Raw genomic sequence first — 19,391 nt, 5'->3', positions numbered from 1 at the left:
GTCGCGCGCGGGTGACGCAACCTGCCGTTCATCTCACACGGGTGAACGGCCAGCTGTGGGCCGGGCGCTCGACCAGATCGGCGGGCGGGTCGGGCACCCCGCGCCCGGACGGGTCGATCACCACCACGCGGTCGTCGGCGCTGCGGAACACCTGCGCGTCCGCGTCGGCGTGCCGAAGCGCGTGGGCGAGCAGGTCGTCGGCCCGGCCGGCCGCGGCCTTGGCCTCCCACATCACGGTGCTCACGTCAGCTGCGCCTGCCGCAGCTCGACGGTCGGGATGGCGGAGAAGTCGGGACGCGACGGGGCCGCGCCGTCGCGCACGAGCAGGTCGCCGATGGCGGCGATCATGGCGCCGTTGTCGGTGCACAGCCGCATCGGCGGGATGCGCAGCTCGATGCCCGCGGCCTCGCACCGCTCGGCGGCGAGCGCCCGGATGCGGCTGTTGGCCGCGACCCCGCCGACGATGACGAGGGTGTCGACGCGCTGGTCGCGGCAGGCCCGCAGCGCCTTGGACGTCAGCACGTCGGCGACGGCCTCCTGGAAGCTCGCCGCGATGTCGGGCGCGTTCGCGTCCGGGTGCGCCTCGACGTAGCGGGCGACGGCCGTCTTGAGCCCGGAGAACGAGAAGCCCAGCGGCGGGTCGTTCGGGCCGGTGAGCGGACGGGGGAACCGGATCGCCGTCGGGTCGCCCTCCTTCGCCGCCTTGTCGATCGACGGCCCGCCGGGGTACGGCAGCCCCACGAGCCGGGCGACCTTGTCGAACGCCTCTCCCGCGGCGTCGTCGACGGTGTCGGACAGGTGCACGATCGGCGTGCGGACGAGGTCGCGCACCCCCAGCAGGCTGGTGTGGCCGCCCGAGACGATGAGCCCGACCGAACGCTCGGGCAGCGGTCCGTGCTCGAGGGTGTCGGCGGCGGCGTGGCCGGCGAGGTGGTGCACGCCGTACAGCGGGACTCCCAGGGCGAGCGCGTACGCCTTCGCCGCGGCCACCCCGACGTGCAGCGCGGTCGCGAGCCCCGGACCGGCGGTGACGGCGACCGCACCGACGTCGTCGAGGGTGAGCTTCGCGTTCTCGAGGGCCTTGCGGACGGTCGGCACCATCGCCTGCACGTGCGCCCGCGCGGCGATCTCGGGCACGACCCCGCCGAAGCGGGCGTGCTCGTCCATCGAGCTGGCGAGCGCGTCGCCGAGCAGCACGCCGTCGCGCACGAGGCCGACGCCGGTCTCGTCGCACGAGGTCTCGATACCCATCACGATCGTCATGCCTTGAGCTCTTTCCGCATCGTGAGGGCGTCGACGCGTCCGCCGTCGTAGTAGCCGCGGCGCAGGCCGAGCGGCGCGAAACCCTCGGTCTCGTACAGGGTGATCGCCGCGTCGTTGTCCTGCCGCACCTCGAGGAAGATCTCCGTGGCGCCCTCGCCCCGCGCGTGGTCGAGCAGCGCCGCGAGCAGCGCCCGGCCGATGCCACCGCGCCGGGCGTGCGGCACGACGCCGACGGTGAGGATCTCGGCGGTGTCGTCGACGACCATCACCCCGGCCCAGCCGAGCAACGACCCGTCGGCGTCCTCGGCGGCGACGTAGTGCCGCAGCCGGGTGTCGGCCAGCTCGTCGCGGTAGCTCGCCGCCGACCACGCCTCGGTGCCGAACATGGCGTGCTCGTAGGGCAGCAGGGCCTCGATGTGCGCCGGGGTCATCGGCACCAGGGTCGCCGCGCTCACTGGCTCACCGTCTTGGGACGGCCGGGCTCGACCGCGTCGGGACGGCGCAGGTACAGCGGCTCGAGCACCTCGCCGGCGGCGTCGCCGACGATGCGGTCCAGGGCGAGGCGCACCAGCGACACCGGGTCGGGGTAGCGCTCGGCCCGGCGCGGCAGGTGCGGCCAGACGTCCGCGTGCAGCTCGGCACCGGCACCGGCGAGGGCGCTCACCCCGTCGAGCGGGACGGTGTCGGGACGACCCACCGCGGGATCGGTCTGTCGCGCCCCGTGGTGGTAGCGGGCCCAGTACACCTCGCGGCGGCGGGCGTCGGTGGCGACGAGCAGGTCCGCCTCGTCCGCCCCGGCCAGGCCGAGCGCGTCGAGCGAGCAGACGCCGTAGGCGGGCGCGCCCACCGCGTCGGCGAACGCGGCGGCGGTGACCAGGCCGACCCGCAACCCGGTGTACGGGCCCGGCCCGGTGCCGGCGACGACGGCGCCGACGTCCTTCGGGGCGAGGTCGGCCGCCGAGAGGCACTCGGCGACGGCGGGGCTCAGCAGCTCGCCGTGGCCGCGGGCGGCCAGCGGGGCGCGTTCGGCGGCGACGGTGACGCTGCCCTGTGCCGCGTCGACGACGACCAGGCCGGCCGTCACCGCGGGTGACGAGGTGTCGATCGCGAGCACGTACATGGCGCTCCTCACCGTAGTGACAGCCGGTCGAGGCGCTCGGGCCAGTCGCCGTCGTGCGGCACGAGCGTGGCCACGCGCACCTCGGAGTCGGCGGTGCGCTCGAGGCGGACGAGCAGGTGCGCGTCCGACAGCTGCTCGGCGATGCCCGCGCCCCATTCGACGGCCGTCACGACGGACGCTGCGTCGAGGTCGAGATCGAGGTCGTCGACCTCGTCCAGGGACGACAGCCGATAGGCGTCGACGTGCACGAGCGGCAGCTCGCCACCCTCGCCCGGAGGGTGCACCCGGGCGATGACGAACGTCGGTGACACGACCGTGCCACTGACGTGCAGGCCGGCGCCGATGCCCTGCACGAGCGCGGTCTTGCCGGCCCCGAGCGGACCGTCGAGGATCACGAGGTCGCCGCGCCGCAACACCGACGCGAGGCGCACGCCGAGGGCGTGCGTGTCGGCGGCGGTGGGCAGTTCGACGCGCAGGTCGGGTGTGGCGTGCTGCCCCGCGGGCCGGCTCGGCCCGATCACGCGTCGCCCCCGGTGTACACGCGCGTCACGCGCGGTCCGATGCGCGTGACGATCTCGTAGTGGATGGTGCCGACGGCGTCCGCCCAGTGCTGCGCGGTCGGTTCGCCGCGGGTGCCCGGGCCGAAGAGGACGACCTCGTCGCCCGCGTCGACGGGGGTGTCGCCGACGTCCACGACGATCTGGTCCATGCACACGCGGCCGGCGACGGTCGTCCGGTGGCCGTTGACCCACACCGGGCCGACCGTCGAGCCGTGGCGCGGCACCCCGTCGGCGTAGCCGACCGGCACCAGCACCAGCGTGGTCTCGCGCGGGGTCGTGTACTCGTGGCCGTACGAGACGCCCTCGCCCGCTGCGACCCGCTTCACCAGCGCCGCGCCGGCGCGCAGGGTCATCGCGGGGGTGAGGCCGAACTCGCCCTCGACCGGCGGCAGCCCGTAGACGGCGATGCCCGGGCGGACGAGGTCGAAGTGCGCCTCGGGCAGCGTCAGGGTCGCGGCCGAGTTGGCGATGTGCCGGTACGCCGGCCGCACCCCGGCTGCGGCGGCGGTGTCGACGGCGTCGGCGAAGGCGGCCAGCTGGCGTCCGATCGTCGGATGTCCCGGCGCGTCGGCGTAGGCGAAGTGGCTCCAGATGCCGACGGCCTCGACGTCGTCGGCGCGGGCGACGGCGCCGACCAGCTCGGGCCAGTCGTCGCGGTACGCACCGTTGCGCGAGAGCCCGGTGTCGATCTTGAGGTGCACCCGCGCCGGACGGTCGGTGACCGCGGCCCGCACCGCGTCGAGCTGCCACCGGCTGCTGACCGACAGGTCCACGCCGGCGGCCACCGCGAGCGCGACCGACTCCGTCTCGTCCGGGGTCCACAGCCACGACAGCAGCGGCACGTCGATGCCGGCGGCGCGCAGCGCGAGCGCCTCGTCGACGATCGCCGTGCCCAGCCAGGTCGCGCCGCCGGCGAGGGCGGCGCGGGCGGACGGGACCAGCCCGTGCCCGTACCCGTCCGCCTTGACGACGGCCATCACCTCGGCGGACGTGCCCGCTCTGAGGGTGGCCACGTTGCCGCGGATCGCGTCCAGGTCGACGAGGGCTTCGGTGCGCAGCACCCGTCCAGTATCGCGGGCCTCAGTCGGCGGCGATCGAGTGCAGGGCCGGGCGGACGGCGTGCAGCACGTCGACCGCGGACGGCGGGCCGTCGGCGGCGGCGAGCTGCCCGGCGACGCCGTGCACGAACGCCCCCGCGGCAGCGGCGAGCGGCGGCTCGACACCGGACGCCAGCAGCGAGCCGATCAGCCCGCTGAGCACGTCGCCGGAGCCCGCCGTTCCCAGCCACGGCGTGCCGGTGGGGTTGACCCACGCCCGGCCGTCCGGCGCGGCGACGACGGTGCCGTTGCCCTTGAGCAGGACGACCGCGTCGAGCTCCCGCGCGGCCGTGCGGGCGGACCCCAGCCGATCGGCGGACGGGCCGTCGGCGATGCGGGCGAACTCGCCGTCATGCGGGGTGACGACGGTCGGCGCGTCGCGCCGCAGCAGGTCGCGGTGCTCGGCGAACAGGGTGATGCCGTCGGCGTCGACGACGACCGGACGGTCGGTGGCGAGCACCCCGCGCAGCAGGTCGAGGGCGGCGTCGTCGGTGCCGATGCCCGGGCCGATCACCCACGCCTGCACGTGCAGGTCGGTCCCTTCCTGGACGACGACCTCCGGGTACCGGGCGCGGATGGTGTCGGCGGCGGTGCCCGCATAGCGGATCATCCCGGCGCCCCCGGTGATCGCCGAGCCGGTGCACAGCACTCCCGCACCGGGGTAGGCGTCCGAACCGGCGATCACGCCGAGCACGCCACGGGTGTACTTGTTGTCGGCGAGGCCGGGCACGGGCAGCAGGTCGGCGACGTCGCCCGCCTCGAGCACCCGCGTCGCCGGCGTGGGCAGGGCGGTGTCCAGGCCGATGTCGACGAGCCTCACCTCGCCGGCGCGGTCCAGGCCGTCGCCCACGACGAGGCCCGGTTTGAGCGCGCCGAAGGTGACGGTCACGTCCGCGCGCACGGACTCGCCGTCGGTCGCTCCGGTGCCGGCGTCGACCCCGGACGGCACGTCGACGGCGACCGTGAACCTGCCGTCCGCGGCCCGGGCGAGCGGGACGGCGGCCTCGCGCAGCCCGCCCGTGCCGCCGATGCCGACGATGCCGTCGAGCACGAGGTCGGCCGACGCCACGACGTCCGGGGCCGGGTCCGCCACCCGTCCGCCGGCCGAGCGGAACGCGGCCAGCCCGTCCGCGTGCGCCTTGTCGGGAACGAGCAGCAGCGCCGTCACGTGGGCGCCGCGGCGGGCCAGCCCGGCGCCGGCGAAGAGCGTGTCGCCGCCGTTGTTGCCCGCGCCGACGAGCAGCACGACCCGCGCGCCGTACACGCCGCCCCGGTCGCCCAGCATCCGCGCGCACTCGACCTCGAGCCCGCGCGCCGCCCGCGCCATCAGCGCCCCGTCGGGCAGCCGCGCCATCAACTCGTTCTCGGCCGCCCGGATCTCGTCCACCGAATACACGCCACGCACGCCCGACGTCCTACCCAGCGGCCGCCCGGTTCACTGGCATCTTCACGGGTTGACTGGCACGCTCCGGGTTTCGCTGGCGAGTTGTAGTCACCCAGTCAGGGGTGAAGCGTGCCAGTCAATCGGGGAAGGGACCAGTCACTCGCGCTCGGCGATCACCGTGGCGGACGCGATGCCGCCGTCGTGCGAGAGCGAGACGTGCCAGCGGGTGACGCCCAGCGACTCGGCGCGGGCGGCGACGGTGCCGGTGACGGTGAGCACGGGCGCGCCGCGCTCGTTCGTCATGACCTCGGCGTCGGTCCACAGCATGCCGCCCCCCGCGCCGAGCGCCTTGGCCAGCGCTTCCTTGGCGGCGAAGCGGGCGGCCAGCGACTCGGCCGACCGCGGCGACCCGGACGGGGTGACCCGCTCGGCGGGGGTGAACAGCCGGTCGGCGAGCGCGGGCGTGCGCTCGAGGGTCTGCGCGAACCTCTCGACGGGCACGACGTCGATGCCGACGCCGACGATCATCCGGCCTTCGGCGACGCGCCGACGGCCTCGCCGGGCGGCGGCGCGTAGTCGGACAGGTGGCCGGGGAACGCCGACTTGCCGGGGTTCAGATAGGCGTACGCGTTGTTGACGGCGGTGGCGACCTCGCCGAACCCGGTCGCGATGAGCTTGACCTTCCCGTCGTAGTCGACGATGTCGCCGGCGGCGTAGATGCCGGGCACGGACGTCTGTCCGGTCGTGCCCACCATGATCTGCCGCTTCTGGATGTCGATGCCCCACTCCATGAGCGGGCCGAGGTTCGCGGTGAAGCCGAGTGCGGCGATGAGCTTGTCGCAGTCGAGGACCACCGGCTCGTCCTCGCCCTTGACGGTGACCTCGACCCGCTCGACGTCCGGGTCGCCGTGGACGCCGGAGATCTGCGCGTCGGTGAGGATGCGGACGGACGACTTCTGGAGCAGTTCGACGGAGTGCTGGTGGGCGCGGAACTCGCCGCGGCGGTGGACCACGGTGACCGACCGGCCGATCTCCTCGAGCATGAGCGCCCAGTCGAGGGCGGAGTCGCCACCGCCGACGACCACGATGTCCTGGTCGGCGTACGCGGACGGGTCGGGTACGAAGTGCACGAGGCCGCGGCCGAGGTACTCGCCGCCGGTGGGCAGCGGACGCGGCGTGAAGGTGCCGATGCCACCGGTGATCACGATGGCGCGGCACTCGATGCGGTGCCCGGTGGCGGTGGTGACGGCGAACCCGCCGTCGCCGCGCTCGAGCCCGACGGCCTGATGGCCGAGCAGGTAGTGCGGCTCGAACGGCGCCGCCTGCTGCAGCAGCTGGTCGACCAGGTCGCGGCCCTTGATCGCGGGGAAACCGGCGACGTCGAAGATGGCCTTCTCCGGGTACATCGCGGTGATCTGCCCGCCGGGCTCCTCGAGCGAGTCGAGCACCGCCGTCGAGAGAGTGCGCACCCCCGCGTAGTAGGCGCCGAACAGGCCCACCGGCCCGGCACCGACGATGAGCAGATCGACCGACTTCACCGCAGGGATCGTCACACCGCCACCCTAGAGGGGGCCTACTCCACCGTCACGGACTTCGCGAGGTTGCGGGGCTTGTCGATGTCGTAACCCCGCGCGGCGGCGATCTCGGCGGCGAGCACCTGCAGCGGCACCGTCGTGACGAAGGGCGAGTGCAGCGTGGGCACGCGCGGGACCTCGACCCAGTCGGCGGCGAGCTTGCGCGCGGCGGCGTCGTCCGGTTCGCCGATGACGATCGTGCGGGCGCCACGGGCCCGGATCTCGGCCACGTTGGACAGCATCTTCTGGTGCAGCAGCGGACGTCCGGTCGGCGACGGCATCACGACCACGACGGGCAGGTCCTGCTCGATCAGCGCGATCGGGCCGTGCTTCAGCTCGCCCGCCGGGAAGCCCTCGGCGTGCATGTAGGCGAGCTCCTTGAGCTTCAGCGCGCCCTCGAGCGCCACCGGGTAGCCGACGTGGCGGCCGAGGAACAGCACTGCCCGCGACGCCGAGATCTCCCTCGCCAGGTGCCGCACCGGGTCCATCGTCCGGAGCACCGCCGCGATCGAGTCGGGCACCGCGCACAGTGCCTCGTACTCGCGCGCGACCTCGTCCTGGTACTTGGTGCCGCGCGCCTGCGCCAGGGCGAGGCCTACGAGCTCGACGGCGGCCAGCTGCGACAGGAACGTCTTGGTGGCGGCGACCCCGATCTCGGGACCCGCGTGGGTGTACAGCACCGCGTCGGACTCGCGCGGGATCTGCGCGCCGTTGGTGTTGCAGATCGCGAGCACCTTGGCGCGCTGGTCCTTGGCGTGGCGGACGGCCTCGAGCGTGTCGGCCGTCTCGCCCGACTGGCTGATGGCGACGACGAGGGTCTGCCGGTCGAGCACCGGGTCGCGGTAGCGGAACTCCGAGGCCATCTCGACCTCGACGGGCACCCGCGTCCAGTGCTCGATGGCCTGCTTGCCGAGCAGACCGGAGTGGTAGGCCGTGCCGCAGGCGACGATGAAGACCTTGTCGATGTCGCGCAGCTCCTGCTGGTCGAGGCGCTGCTCGTCGAGCACGATGCTGCCGCCCACGAGGTGGCCGAGCAGGGTGTCGCGCACGGCCTGCGGCTGCTCGTCCATCTCCTTGAGCATGAAGCTGTCGTAGCCGCCCTTCTCGGCGGCGGCGAGGTCCCAGGAGATGGTGAACGGGCTGCCGTCGGCGGGCGCCCCGTCGAAGTCGGTGATCGTGCAGCCGTCCGCCCGGATCTCGACGACCTGGTTCTGGCCGAGCTCGATCGCCTCGCGGGTGAATTCGATGAACGCGGCGACGTCGCTGCCGAGGAACATCTCGCCGTCACCGACGCCGACGACCAGGGGCGAGTTGCGGCGGGCGGCGACGACCACGTCGGGTTGTTCGGCGTCGACGACGACCAGCGTGAACGCGCCCTGCAACCGGCGGCACACCGCGCGCAGCGCGTCGGCGAGGGCGGCCCCCTGCGCGACCTCGAGGGCCACCAGGTGGGCGACGGTCTCGGTGTCGGTGTCGCTGACCATCTCGATGCCCGCGGCCTCGAGCTCGGCCTGCAGCTTCGCGTAGTTCTCGATGATGCCGTTGTGCACGACGGCGATCCGACCGGACGCGTCGGCGTGCGGGTGGGCGTTGCGGTCGTTCGGTGCCCCGTGCGTCGCCCAGCGGGTGTGGCCGATGCCGGTCGTCCCCGGCAGCGGACGGGCGGCGAGTTCCTTGTCGAGGTTCTCGATGCGACCGGCCTTCTTGGCCGTCTCGAGACCGTCGGGCCCGATGATCGCCACCCCGGACGAGTCGTAGCCGCGGTACTCGAGTCGGCGCAGACCCTCGACGACGACGTCCAGCGCCGGCCGCGGCCCGACGTATCCCACGATCCCGCACATGGGGTCAGCGTATCCGCGACCCGCGCCGGAGCCGTCGTAACCGGCCGCCCGGGGACTTCCGACCCCTGCCGGTGGGCGGACGGCGGGTCGACAATCCGCCTCTACCCGAGAGGAGCCCGCCGTGCCCGAACCGACGCTCACCTCCACCTGGTGGGACAGGAACCGCGCGAAGACCCTGCCGTCGACCGGTCTCGGCAAGGCGCTCAAGGAGTACGAGCGCGCGGTGCGCAGTTTCGAGCAGGAGGCGGTGAAGAACCCGGTGTCGACCACCGCCGACCACGTCTTCATGTCGGTCAAGCAGCAGCTCGAACTCGTCAACCAGGCGCTGCGGACGGCCGCCGGCAAGTGCAACAAGACGCTGCACAAGCAGACGCTCACCGACCTCGGCAAGCTGACGCAGCAGGCGATGCCCAAGGAGCGCAAGCGCCTCGACGACATCTATCGCGTCTACGACCTGAAGCGCCAGGACGCCGTCAAGCGGACCGACGCCGCGAACACGAAGATCATGTCGACGTTCGACTCGATGACCGACACCCTCGCCAAGACGTGGCGGCGCGCGCAGGACGAGTCGGCGGCGCTCGACAAGGCGGCCACCGCCGTCATGGCCGCGGCCCACGGCGGCGACCGCACCGCCACCGCGACCCTGCTCAAACAGCTCGCCGCCGCACGCACCGTCGTCCTGAAGACCCTGGACGAGATCGGCACCACGGTCGGGCGCATCGAGTCGCTCGAGCGTCCTTCCTGGCCCTCGGGGCTGCTCGCCCCGAAGGACCCGCGCGGACGGGTGGGCGACCGGTTCGAGAACAACATGAACAACGTGCAGAAGGTCGCCGAGCTGGCCGGCCAGCTGCGCACGGACGTCGACGCCACCGTCAAGGACGCCGAGAAGGCGGCCCGCGGCGAGCTGTCGGCGTCGGCGCAGGTCGAGGGCGAACTGACCCGACTGCTCGGCCGCATGACGAAGGCGGCACAGGAGCTGAACAACCTGACCCGCGACGGCAGCTCCCACATCTCGAACTTCTGGGGTGCCGTCGACAACCTCAAGGGCGCGACCACCGACCCCGACAGGGAGCGCTTCCGCAAGGAGGCCGAGCTCTACCAGGGGCAGGGCCGGCAGGACCTCACCGGCATGAAGAAGGTTCTCGACACCGTCATCGAGGACATGAACCGCACGCTGCGGGCCCAGCCGAAGCACGTCGTCGACAGCGGCTCCGAACCGTTCGCGACGCTGCTCGCCGACATCCGCGAGCGCAACACGCACCTGCTCGACTACAAGGCTCAGGCGGCGAAGGCGGCGGACAGGTTCAAGAGCACCTCGCTCGATCTCGCCAAGCTCTGAGCACGGTCAGCCGGAGGGCGTGGACCCGCTGCTGCCGCTGCTGCTCGAACTGCCCGACCCGGACGGACTGTCGGACGGCGTCGCCGCGTCGGTCGGCGACGACCCGTCCGTCGACGGCGCGTCGCTGGTCGGTGCGCTCGACGTCTGCGTCTCGGGTGGGGCGGTGACCGTCACCGTCGGGGTCGTGTAGACGACGGACGGCGTCACGGTCACCACGACGGTCGGGACGTCCACGGCGCCCCGGCCGGACGAACCGCCGAATAGCGAGGTCCCCGTCCCCGTGTCCCCGCGCAGCACGTCGGTGAGCGGACGGCCGGCGATGAGCTCGACCGCCGTGACGGTAGTCATGACGGTGGCGAAGATGGCGAGCGCGAAGACCGCGACCCGCTTCCACGCGCGGGCCGGCAGCGCGTTCTGCGGCGCAGGCAGCGCCGGCGGTTGCTCGTCGGTCGCCGCGGCGTCCTGGACGGCCGGCAGCGCCACCGTCGGCGACGCCGGGTCGGAGCGCACCACGCCCGCGACGCTCACGACCTTGTCGGTGGTGGTGCGCAACGACGCGCTGTAGACGGCGTTGCCGACGGCACTGGCCATGCTGAAGACGGCGGCGCCGATCAACGTGCCGCTGATCGAGAAGAACGACAGGATCACCGTCGCCGTGATCGACGCGAACCCGGCCGCGATGATCTGCGTCCAGGACAGGCCGAACCGCTTCGGCGCGGCGTCGGCGTCCGGCGTGGGGGCTGGGCGAGGGCTGGTCGTCGAAGTCATGTCCGTTCGATCGTGGCAACGGTTGCTCGGCGGTGTCGGCCTCGACTCACTGCGCTCTCAACCGATCACCCCGGCCGATAGCGTGCGGCACATGACCACGCCGGCGACCAGCGACGATCGGCACGCCTGGGAGCGCCCCGGCGCCGAGCAGGTGGCCCCGGGCGTGCACCGCATCCCGTTGCCGCTGCCGAACGACGGCCTCAAGGCCGTCAACGTGTACGCGATCGTCGACGGCGACGACGTCGTCTGCGTCGACGCCGGGTGGGCCCTGGAGGAGTCGGAGCAGCTGCTCGAGAAGGGCCTCCGAGAGGTGGGCTTCGAGCTCGGCGACGTGCGCGAGTTCCTCTGCACCCACGTGCACCGCGACCACTACACGCAGGCCGTGGCGCTGCGCCGGCGGTTCGGCAGCCGGGTCGCGCTGGGCGAGGGCGAGCGTCGCAACCTCGAGCTCATCCGCCATCGTCCCGACACCCACCCGGACGTCCCCCGGCTGCTCGAGGCGGGAGCGGACGAGCTCGCCGAGCTCGTCCGCGCGTGGAACGGCGCCGCCGACCTCTCCGACTGGGAGCAGCCCGACACCTGGGTCGCCGACAGCACCGAGCTGCCGTTGCGCACCCGCACGCTGCGCGCGATCAGCACCCCCGGCCACACCCGCGGGCACCTGGTCTTCCACGATCCCGACCACGGCGCGCTGTTCGCGGGCGACCACGTGCTGCCGCACATCACACCGTCGATCGGCGTCGAGTTCGACCGCCCGCCCTCCCCGCTGCGCGACTACCTGTCGTCCCTGGAGCTGGTCCGCGCCCTGCCGGACGCCCGGCTGTTCCCGGCCCACGGGCCGGTGACGCGCTCGGTGCACGAGCGCATCGACGAGTTGCTGGCCCACCACGAGCAGCGGCTGGACGAGACCGCGGGCGCGGTGGCGAAGGGTGCGGAGACCGGTTTCGAGGTGGCCCGCGCGCTCGGCTGGACGCGCCGCCGCCGCCACTTCGACGACCTCGACGTCTTCAATCAGCTGCTCGCGACCCAGGAGACGGTCGCGCACCTGCTCGTCCTGGTCGAACGCGGACGCCTGAAAAGCATGAGAATCGACGGGGTGGCTCGCTACAGCCCTGCCTGATGTGCCAGTGTTAGGCAATGCTTACCTCACTTGCGGCGGCACCCGCGCGCGACGACCGTCCGGCGTACCGGCCGTTCGCGGTGACGGTGGCGCGCGTGACCGTCCTCGGGCCGCATTTCACCCGGGTGACCGTCACCGGTGACGACCTGCACGTGTTCGGCACCGACGGGCTCGACCAGCGCATCAAACTGCTGTTCCCGCTGCCCGGCGGACACCTCGCCGATCTCGGCGCCGACGACCCCGCCTCGCACCTGACGAACGACTGGTACACCCGCTGGCGGGCGCTGCCCGAGGCCGAGCGCAACCCGCTGCGCACCTACACCGTGCGCGCGGTGCGTCCCGAGGCGCGCGAGCTGGACATCGACTTCGCCGTGCACGACACGTCCGGACCGGCCATGGCCTGGCTCGCCGGCGCCGCGGCGGGCAGCCGGTTGCTCGTCGTGGGTCCCGACGCCCGCAGCGTGCACTCCCACCTCGGCATCGACTTCCGCCCGGGGGTCGCCACCCGCGTGCTGCTGTGTGGCGACGAGACCGCCGTCCCGGCGATCGCGGCGATCCTCGAGTCCCTGGACGCCCGCGTCCGCGCCACCGTCCTGCTCGAGACCGCCGACGAGGCGGACGCGCTGCCGATGCGCACCCGCGCGCACTGCGAGCGCGTCTGGCTGGCACGCGACCCGGCGTTCCGCGGCGCGCGGTTGCACGTCGCCCTGACCACCTGGCTCGACGCCCACCCCGACGTCGTCGCCGAGGCGGCCGCCCCCGTCCGGCAGGTCGTCGAGGACGTCGACGTCGACCGCGAGCTGCTCTGGGAGAGCCCGGAACGGGGCGCGGACGGGTTCTACGCCTGGCTCGCGGGCGAGGCCGCGACGATCAAGCGGTTGCGCCGGCTGCTGGTCACCGAGCGCGGCATCGACCGCAAGCGCGTCGCCTTCATGGGCTACTGGCGCGAAGGCCGCGCCGAAGAGTCGTGACCGCCGGCACCACCGAGCGCCCGGTCCGCACCGCCCGGCGTGCGCGGCTGCTCGCCGCCTGCCTCGGCCTGCTCGTGGTCGCCGCCGTGCTGAGCCTGGCCCTCGGCGCCCGTGACATCTCCCCTGCCGCCGTGCTGCGCGCGCTGCTCGATCCCGACGCCCCGTTCGCGCCGACCGTCCGCGGCCTCCGCGTGCCGCGCACGCTCACCGCGATCGCCGCCGGCGCCGCGCTGGGACTCGCAGGCACGGTCATCCAGGGCATCACCCGCAACCCGATCGCCGACCCGGGCCTGCTCGGCATCAACGCCGGCGCCTCAATGCTGGTCATCGTCGGCATCACCTGGTTCGGCGTGACCAGCGCACTCGGCTACGTCTGGTTCGGCTTCGCCGGCGCGGCGCTGTCGACCGTGCTCGTCTACGCCGTCGCCGCCCGTTCGAGCGGCGGGGCCAGCCCGTTCCGGCTCGCCGTCGCCGGAGCCGCCGTGACCGCGGCGGCGACCTCGCTCGTGACGATGGTGCTGCTGACCAGCCGCACCACGCTGCAGCAGTTCCGGTTCTGGTCCGTCGGGTCGCTGGGCGACCCGGACGCGACGAGCCTCGTCACCATCGCCCCGCTGCTGGTCGCGGGCGCGCTGCTCGCCTTCGCCAGCGGACGCGCCATGAACGCGCTCGCCCTCGGCGAGGACGCTGCGCAGGGCCTCGGGCAGGACCTGCGCCGGGCCCGCCTGCTCATGGGTTCGGCGATCGTGCTGCTCTGCGGTTCGGCCACCGCACTGGTCGGGCCCATCGCCTTCGTCGGCCTCGCCGTCGCCCACATCGCGCGCCGGCTCGCGGGCAACGACTACCGGTGGGTGCTGCCGTTCGCCGCCGTCCTCGGACCGGTGCTGCTCACCGCCGCCGACATCCTCGGACGGCTCGTCGCCCGCCCGGGCGAGCTCGAGGCGGGCATCGTCGCGGCGTTCCTCGGGGCGCCGGTCATGCTCGCACTCGTCCGCGGAGGGCGGGTGCTCGCGCGTTGACGGACCTGCTCGATCCCGTCGCGGCGGCCGCGGGCGTCCGTCGCCCCCGACAGCGTCGGCGGCGCCGGTACCGCGGCGTCGTCACCGCCCTCGCCGCCGCCGTCGTCGCCGTCGCCACCGCCGGCCTGAGCATCGGCGACCTCACCGTCTCCGTGCCCGACATCGGACGCGTGCTCGTCGGGCAGGGCACCGAGTTCACCGACTTCCTGGTGCTCGACCTGCGCCTGCCCCGCGTGGTGCTGGCGGTGCTGGCCGGCGCCGCCCTCGCCCTGGCCGGCGCGCTGTTCCAGTCGCTGCTGCACAACCCGCTGGCCAGCCCCGACATCCTCGGCATCACCGGCGGGGCCAGCGTCGGCACCGTGATCGGCACCCTGCTGCTGGGCTGGTCCGGACTCGCCCTGTCGGGCCTCGCCGCCGCGGGTGCGCTGGCCGTGGCGGCGGTCATCGCGGTCGTCGCCGGCCGTGGCGGTACGGCCGGTGGCCGGTTCGTGCTCGTGGGCATCGGCGTCGCGTTCATGGTCGCGGCGCTGCTGAACTACCTGCTGACCCGCGCCGAGGTGCAGCAGGCGCAGGTGGCGCTGGCCGCCCTCGTCGGCGGCGTCGGCAACGCCACGTGGTCGGGCGTCGCCGTCACGGCAGGGGGTCTGGCCGTGCTCCTCGCCGCCCTCGCCGCCCGTGCCCGCGACCTGCGGGTGCTGCAGCTGGGCGACGACACCGCCGACGCGCTCGGCGTCCCCGCCCGCAGCCGCCGGGCGCTGCTGCTCACCCTCGCGGTCCTGCTCGCGGCCGTCGGGGTCGCCGGCGCGGGACCGCTGGCGTTCGTGGCGTTCATGTCCGCCCCGATCGCGCGGCGACTGCTGCGCGACGGCACCCCGGCACTGCTGCCCGCCGCGCTCGTGGGCGCGCTGCTCGTGCTCGTGGCCGACCTGACCGCCGCGCACCTGCTGCCCGGTGACGTGCAGCTGCCGGCCGGGGTGCTGACCGGCGCCATCGGCGCCCCGTACCTGCTGTGGCTGCTCGTCGCCGGCGGCCGCGCGACCGTCGCAGAGAGGTGATCATGTCCCGACACGAACTCCGGGCGGACGGCCTGTCGCTCGGCTACGAGGGCCGGCGCGTCGTCCGGGACCTCGACCTCACGGTGCCGCCCGGCCGGGTCACGGTGATCGCCGGACCCAACGCCTGCGGCAAGTCGACGCTGCTGCGCGGCCTGGCGCGATTGCTCCGACCGGTCGCCGGACAGGTCGTGCTCGACGGCCAGGACATCCACTCGCTGCGGACGAAGGACGTCGCCCGCACCCTCGGCCTGCTGCCCCAGCAACCGATCGCGCCGGACGGCATCACGGTGGCCGAACTGGTCGGGCGCGGACGGCACCCGCACCAGGGCTGGTTCTCGGCGTGGTCGGCCGAGGACGACGCGATCGTGTCCCGCTCGCTGGCGTCGACCTCGACACTCGAGCTCGCCGACCGTCCGGTCGACAGCCTCAGCGGCGGGCAGCGGCAGCGGGTCTGGATCGCGATGGCGCTGGCGCAGCAGACCGATCTGCTGCTGCTCGACGAGCCGACGACCTTTCTCGACGTCACCCACCAGGTCGAGGTGCTCGACCTGCTCGCCGACCTCAACCGCGAGCGCGGCACGACGATCGTCATGGTGCTGCACGACCTCAACCTGGCCGCGCGCTATGCCGACCACATCTGTCTCATGCGCGACGGCGTGCTGCTGCGCGGCGGTGCCCCGGCCGAGGTCATCACCGCCGAGACCGTCCGCGAGACGTTCGCGCTCGAGAGCCTGGTCGTCCCCTGCCCGGTGTCCGGGGCGCCGATGGTCGTCCCGACGGGCCGCTTGACCAGCACACAGGCAGTACCGCTAGGTTAGGCAAGCTTTACCTAACCTGAGAGGACGTAGCCCATGCCCCGCCCCCTCCTGCGCGCCGCCCTGGCCGCGCTCACGCTCGGCGCCCTGTCGCTGACCGCGTGCTCGACGTCGACGACGGACGAGGGACCCTCCAACACCGCGAAGGCCGATGCCGGCGCCTTCCCCGTGACCATGAAGCACGCCTTCGGCAGCACCGAGATCACGACGGCGCCGAAGCGCGTCGTCGCGCTCGGCTGGGGCGTCGCCGAGGCATCGCTGGCCGTCGGCGTGGTGCCGACCGCGATGGAGTACCAGGCCTACGCCGGCGGCGACGACGGCGTGCTGCCCTGGGTCGAGAAGAAGATCGAGACCATGGGCGCGACCATGCCGACGGTGCTGCCGCAGGCCACCGAGGCCCCCGCCTACGACGCCATCCGCAAGGCGAACCCCGACCTGATCCTCGCCACCTATAGCGGCATCACGAAGGAGCAGTACGGCGTCCTGACGGCGATCGCGCCGACCGTCGCCTACACCGGCAAGCCGTACACCACCCCCTGGCGCGACAACATCGAGCAGGTCGCCCAGGCCCTCGGCCGCGCCGACCAGGGCGCGCAGGTGCTGAAGACGATCGACGCGCAGATCGCCCGGGAGGCGGCCGAGCACCCCGAGCTGAAGGGCAGGACCGTCGCGGCGCTGCTGCCGGTCAAGGGCACCATCTACGTCTACAAGGCGGCGGACGCCCGCGTGGGCTTCATGCTCGACCTCGGCCCCGTCATCGCGCCGAGCGTCGACTCGCTGGCCAACGGCGACGAATCGTTCTACTACACGCTGAGCCCGGAGAAGCTCGACCAGCTCGACAGCGACATCCTCGTCACCTACTTCGACGACCAGGCCGCGTCGAAGCAGTTCTTCGCGCAGAGCTACGCCAAGGGCATCCCGGCCGTGAAGTCCGGGGCGGTCGCCGACATCGTCGGGGTCGAGAACGTGTCGGCGGTGTCGCCGCCCACGGCACTGTCGCTGCCGACCGCCCTGCCGGGGCTCGTCGACAAGCTCGCCGCCGCGGCGAAGAAGGCCGACGCCGCCGGCTGAGCCCGGCAGCACGCCGAGCCCGTCCCGGATCCGTCCGGGGCGGGCTCGCGTGCGTCAGGAGGCGCCGACGACCTCGGCGAGGCGGTGCGCGACGTCGTCGGCGTGCTGCTGGGTGGCGGCCTCGACCATCACCCGGACGAGCGGCTCGGTGCCGGACGGGCGCAGCAGCACGCGGCCGCTGTCACCCAGTTCGGCCTGCGCCGCGGCGACGGCGTCGGCGACCCGCGGCAGCCCGGCGACCGAGCGGTCGCTGACGCGGACGTTGACGAGGGTCTGCGGCAACCGCCGGACCACCGCGGCCAGCTCGGCGAGCGGCGCGCCGGTCGAGCGCATGCGGGCCATGACGTGCAGGGCGGTGAGCAGGCCGTCGCCGGTGGTGGCGGCGTCGGCGAACACGAGGTGCCCGCTCTGCTCGCCGCCGAGGTTGAGGTCCTTGGCCCGCAGCGCCTCGAGCACGTACCGGTCGCCGACGGCGGTGGTCAGCACCTCGATGCCGGCGTCGCGCATCGCGTGGTGGAAACCGAGGTTGCTCATCACCGTGGCGACCACCGTGTCGTCGCGCAGCCGCGAGGCCGACTGCAGCGCCAGGGCGCAGACGGCGAGCAGCTGGTCGCCGTCGACGACGGTGCCCTGCGCATCGACGGCGAGGCACCGGTCGGCGTCCCCGTCGTGGGCGATACCGAGATCGGCGCCGAGCTCGCGGACGGCTGCACTCAGCCCGTCGAGGTGGGTGGAGCCCACCCCGTCGTTGATGTTCAGACCGTCCGGCTCGGCGGCGATGGCGGTGACCCGCGCGCCCGCGGCCCGGTAGACCTCGGGGGCGACGGCGGACGCCGCCCCGTGGGCGCAGTCGACGACGACGTGCAGTCCGTCGAGCGCGTCGGGGACGGCCGTCCGCAGGTGCGCGGCGTAGCGGCCGGCCGCGTCGGCGGCCGGGCGCAGGCGTCCGATGCGGTCACCGGTCGGACGGGTGGGGCCGGGCGCGCCGACGGCGGCCTCGATCTCGGCCTCGATGTCGTCGGGCAGCTTGTGCCCGCCGGCCGCGAACAACTTGATGCCGTTGTCGGGCATCGGGTTGTGCGAGGCCGAGAGCACGACGCCGAGGTCGGCGCCGTAGTCGGCCGTCAGGTACGCGACCGCCGGGGTTGGGAGGACCCCGGCCAGCAGCACGTCGGCGCCGGCGGACGTCAACCCGGCGACGACCGCGGCCTCGAGCATCTCGCCGCTGGCGCGCGGATCGCGTCCCACCACAGCGAGCGGGCGGTGGGACGTGTCGTGCGCGACGAGCACGCGCGCGGCGGCCGAGGCCACCGACAGCGCGAGCTCCGGCGTCAGGTCTGCGTTGGCCAGGCCCCGGACGCCGTCGGTGCCGAAGAGGCCCACTACCGCTTGGAGTACTGCGGGGCCTTGCGGGCCTTCTTGAGGCCGTACTTCTTGCGCTCCTTGACCCGCGGGTCACGGGTGAGGAAGCCGGCCTTCTTCAGCGCCGGACGGTCGTCGGGCTCGAGCCCGATGAGAGCGCGGGCGATGGCGAGGCGCAGCGCGCCGGCCTGGCCGGTGACGCCGCCGCCGCTCAGCGTGGCGATGACGTCGAACTGGCCGTCCTTCTCCAGCGTGACGAACGGCTCCTTGATGAGCTGCTGGTGGACCTTGTTCGGGAAGTAGGCCTCGAGCGTGCGGCCGTTGAGCTTGAACTCACCGGTTCCGGGAAGGAGGCGGACGCGGACGACGGCCTCCTTGCGGCGACCGACGACGGGAGCGGGAGAGGTCACTGGGACACCTGCTTGATCTCGAACGGCTGCGGCTTCTGGGCCGCGTGCGGGTGGTCGGGGCCGGCGTAGACCTTCAGCTTCTTCAGCTGGGCGCGGCCGATGCTGTTCTTGGGGAGCATGCCGCGGACGGCGAGCTCGACGAGGCGCTCGGGACGGCGGTCGAGCAGGTCGCCGACGGTGACCTGCTTCAGGCCACCCGGGTAGCCGGAGTGGCGGTAGCGGGGCTCGCCCAGTTTGCTCGGGGCCACCGCGACCTGACCGGCGTTGATGATGACGACGAAGTCGCCGGTGTCGATGTGCGGGGCGAACTGCGGCTTGTGCTTGCCGCGCAGCAGGGTGGCGGCCTGGCTGGCCAGGCGGCCGAGCACGACGTCGTTGGCGTCGATCACGTGCCAGGTGCGCTCGACCTCGCCCGCCTTCGGCGAATAGGTGCCGCCGGGACGGCGGGATTTCGACATGGTCCAGTTCCTTCGGTCGGTCTTCACGCGACTTCGCGCCCCCACGGTCACCACGGTGGCCCCGCAGGGACCGGCCGCGTGTACCCCGGGGCATGGCCGGGGACGTGCGTCGCACGCCAACCGACGACAGTACCGGCCGGGTCACGGCCGCTCCAAATCGTCCG

Annotated in this window: 21 protein-coding genes; 7 read left to right on the top strand and 14 right to left on the bottom strand. The window is 73.5% G+C overall.

Annotation, left to right across the window (positions count from 1 at the left end; translation table 11 throughout):
- Window positions 1–28 precede the first annotated feature (28 nt).
- From ACYVP9_RS20535 to glmS, 10 genes are all read right to left on the bottom strand, one after another.
- Complete coding sequence (locus ACYVP9_RS20535) at window positions 29–244, bottom strand: hypothetical protein (RefSeq protein ID WP_460606812.1); 216 nt, start codon at window positions 242–244, stop codon at window positions 29–31.
- Complete coding sequence (gene tsaD / locus ACYVP9_RS20530; protein WP_460606811.1) at window positions 241–1,263, bottom strand: tRNA (adenosine(37)-N6)-threonylcarbamoyltransferase complex transferase subunit TsaD; 1,023 nt, start codon at window positions 1,261–1,263, stop codon at window positions 241–243. Before tsaD ends, ACYVP9_RS20535 begins: the two co-directional genes overlap by 4 nt.
- Complete coding sequence (rimI, locus tag ACYVP9_RS20525) at window positions 1,260–1,718, bottom strand: GNAT family protein (protein ID WP_460606810.1); 459 nt, start codon at window positions 1,716–1,718, stop codon at window positions 1,260–1,262. The genes tsaD and rimI overlap by 4 nt, the downstream gene beginning before the upstream one ends.
- On the bottom strand, window positions 1,715–2,395 hold the full coding sequence (tsaB, locus tag ACYVP9_RS20520) for a tRNA (adenosine(37)-N6)-threonylcarbamoyltransferase complex dimerization subunit type 1 TsaB (RefSeq protein WP_460606809.1): 681 nt from the start codon (window positions 2,393–2,395) through the stop codon (window positions 1,715–1,717). Before tsaB ends, rimI begins: the two co-directional genes overlap by 4 nt.
- Window positions 2,392–2,901, bottom strand: coding sequence for a tRNA (adenosine(37)-N6)-threonylcarbamoyltransferase complex ATPase subunit type 1 TsaE (tsaE, locus tag ACYVP9_RS20515; RefSeq protein ID WP_460606949.1), 510 nt, complete (start codon window positions 2,899–2,901; stop codon window positions 2,392–2,394). The genes tsaB and tsaE overlap by 4 nt, the downstream gene beginning before the upstream one ends.
- Complete coding sequence (alr, locus tag ACYVP9_RS20510) at window positions 2,901–4,004, bottom strand: alanine racemase (RefSeq protein WP_460606808.1); 1,104 nt, start codon at window positions 4,002–4,004, stop codon at window positions 2,901–2,903. Before alr ends, tsaE begins: the two co-directional genes overlap by 1 nt.
- A 19-nt stretch (window positions 4,005–4,023) precedes the next feature.
- Window positions 4,024–5,445: a bifunctional ADP-dependent NAD(P)H-hydrate dehydratase/NAD(P)H-hydrate epimerase gene (locus tag ACYVP9_RS20505; protein WP_460606807.1), complete on the bottom strand. Its 1,422-nt coding sequence runs from the start codon at window positions 5,443–5,445 to the stop codon at window positions 4,024–4,026.
- A gap of 135 nt (window positions 5,446–5,580) precedes the next feature.
- Window positions 5,581–5,952 carry a holo-ACP synthase gene (locus ACYVP9_RS20500; RefSeq protein ID WP_460606806.1) on the bottom strand — a complete coding sequence of 124 codons (372 nt, stop codon included), beginning with the start codon at window positions 5,950–5,952 and terminating at the stop codon, window positions 5,581–5,583.
- The gene (locus ACYVP9_RS20495) at window positions 5,949–6,977 is read right to left on the bottom strand and encodes an NAD(P)/FAD-dependent oxidoreductase (RefSeq protein ID WP_460606805.1); all 1,029 of its coding nucleotides are present in this window, start codon (window positions 6,975–6,977) and stop codon (window positions 5,949–5,951) included. The genes ACYVP9_RS20500 and ACYVP9_RS20495 overlap by 4 nt, the downstream gene beginning before the upstream one ends.
- A 20-nt stretch (window positions 6,978–6,997) precedes the next feature.
- A complete protein-coding gene (gene glmS, locus ACYVP9_RS20490; RefSeq protein WP_460606804.1) occupies window positions 6,998–8,839 on the bottom strand; it encodes a glutamine--fructose-6-phosphate aminotransferase in 1,842 nt (613 codons plus the stop codon).
- Between the two features lie 121 nt (window positions 8,840–8,960).
- On the opposite strand from glmS, the gene ACYVP9_RS20485 reads away from it, so the two are divergent.
- Window positions 8,961–10,178, top strand: a complete 1,218-nt coding sequence (locus ACYVP9_RS20485) for a hypothetical protein (protein ID WP_460606803.1) — start codon at window positions 8,961–8,963, stop codon at window positions 10,176–10,178.
- 6 nt (window positions 10,179–10,184) lie between these two features.
- Here ACYVP9_RS20485 and ACYVP9_RS20480 read toward each other — a convergent pair whose 3' ends face one another.
- The gene (locus tag ACYVP9_RS20480) at window positions 10,185–10,946 is read right to left on the bottom strand and encodes a hypothetical protein (protein WP_460606802.1); all 762 of its coding nucleotides are present in this window, start codon (window positions 10,944–10,946) and stop codon (window positions 10,185–10,187) included.
- A gap of 91 nt (window positions 10,947–11,037) precedes the next feature.
- Here ACYVP9_RS20480 and ACYVP9_RS20475 point away from each other — a divergent pair, with 91 nt between their 5' ends.
- The 6 genes from ACYVP9_RS20475 to ACYVP9_RS20450 are packed head-to-tail and all read left to right on the top strand — an operon-like array spanning window position 11,038 to window position 16,997.
- Window positions 11,038–12,066 (top strand): MBL fold metallo-hydrolase, encoded by a 1,029-nt coding sequence (locus ACYVP9_RS20475; protein WP_460606801.1) that lies wholly within the window; start codon window positions 11,038–11,040, stop codon window positions 12,064–12,066.
- A gap of 17 nt (window positions 12,067–12,083) precedes the next feature.
- Window positions 12,084–13,037, top strand: a complete 954-nt coding sequence (locus tag ACYVP9_RS20470) for a siderophore-interacting protein (protein WP_460606800.1) — start codon at window positions 12,084–12,086, stop codon at window positions 13,035–13,037.
- On the top strand, window positions 13,034–14,056 hold the full coding sequence (locus tag ACYVP9_RS20465; RefSeq protein WP_460606799.1) for a FecCD family ABC transporter permease: 1,023 nt from the start codon (window positions 13,034–13,036) through the stop codon (window positions 14,054–14,056). Before ACYVP9_RS20470 ends, ACYVP9_RS20465 begins: the two co-directional genes overlap by 4 nt.
- A complete protein-coding gene (locus ACYVP9_RS20460; protein WP_460606798.1) occupies window positions 14,053–15,111 on the top strand; it encodes a FecCD family ABC transporter permease in 1,059 nt (352 codons plus the stop codon). Before ACYVP9_RS20465 ends, ACYVP9_RS20460 begins: the two co-directional genes overlap by 4 nt.
- Window positions 15,111–15,929, top strand: a complete 819-nt coding sequence (locus ACYVP9_RS20455; RefSeq protein WP_460606948.1) for an ABC transporter ATP-binding protein — start codon at window positions 15,111–15,113, stop codon at window positions 15,927–15,929. Before ACYVP9_RS20460 ends, ACYVP9_RS20455 begins: the two co-directional genes overlap by 1 nt.
- Before the next feature lie 33 nt (window positions 15,930–15,962).
- A complete protein-coding gene (locus ACYVP9_RS20450) occupies window positions 15,963–16,997 on the top strand; it encodes a TroA family protein (RefSeq protein WP_460606797.1) in 1,035 nt (344 codons plus the stop codon).
- Between the two features lie 54 nt (window positions 16,998–17,051).
- Here ACYVP9_RS20450 and glmM read toward each other — a convergent pair whose 3' ends face one another.
- From glmM to rplM, 3 genes are read right to left on the bottom strand one after another with little or no spacing between them, the layout of a single operon-like run.
- The gene (glmM, locus tag ACYVP9_RS20445) at window positions 17,052–18,380 is read right to left on the bottom strand and encodes a phosphoglucosamine mutase (RefSeq protein ID WP_460606796.1); all 1,329 of its coding nucleotides are present in this window, start codon (window positions 18,378–18,380) and stop codon (window positions 17,052–17,054) included.
- Window positions 18,380–18,769, bottom strand: coding sequence for a 30S ribosomal protein S9 (rpsI, locus tag ACYVP9_RS20440; RefSeq protein ID WP_460606795.1), 390 nt, complete (start codon window positions 18,767–18,769; stop codon window positions 18,380–18,382). Before rpsI ends, glmM begins: the two co-directional genes overlap by 1 nt.
- On the bottom strand, window positions 18,766–19,227 hold the full coding sequence (gene rplM / locus ACYVP9_RS20435) for a large ribosomal subunit protein uL13 (protein ID WP_460606794.1): 462 nt from the start codon (window positions 19,225–19,227) through the stop codon (window positions 18,766–18,768). Before rplM ends, rpsI begins: the two co-directional genes overlap by 4 nt.
- Window positions 19,228–19,391 lie beyond the last annotated feature (164 nt).

Source organism: Jatrophihabitans fulvus (genome assembly GCF_054781375.1).
Note: the sequence above shows the minus strand (reverse complement) of the source record. Positions and strands in the feature narration are given on the sequence as shown.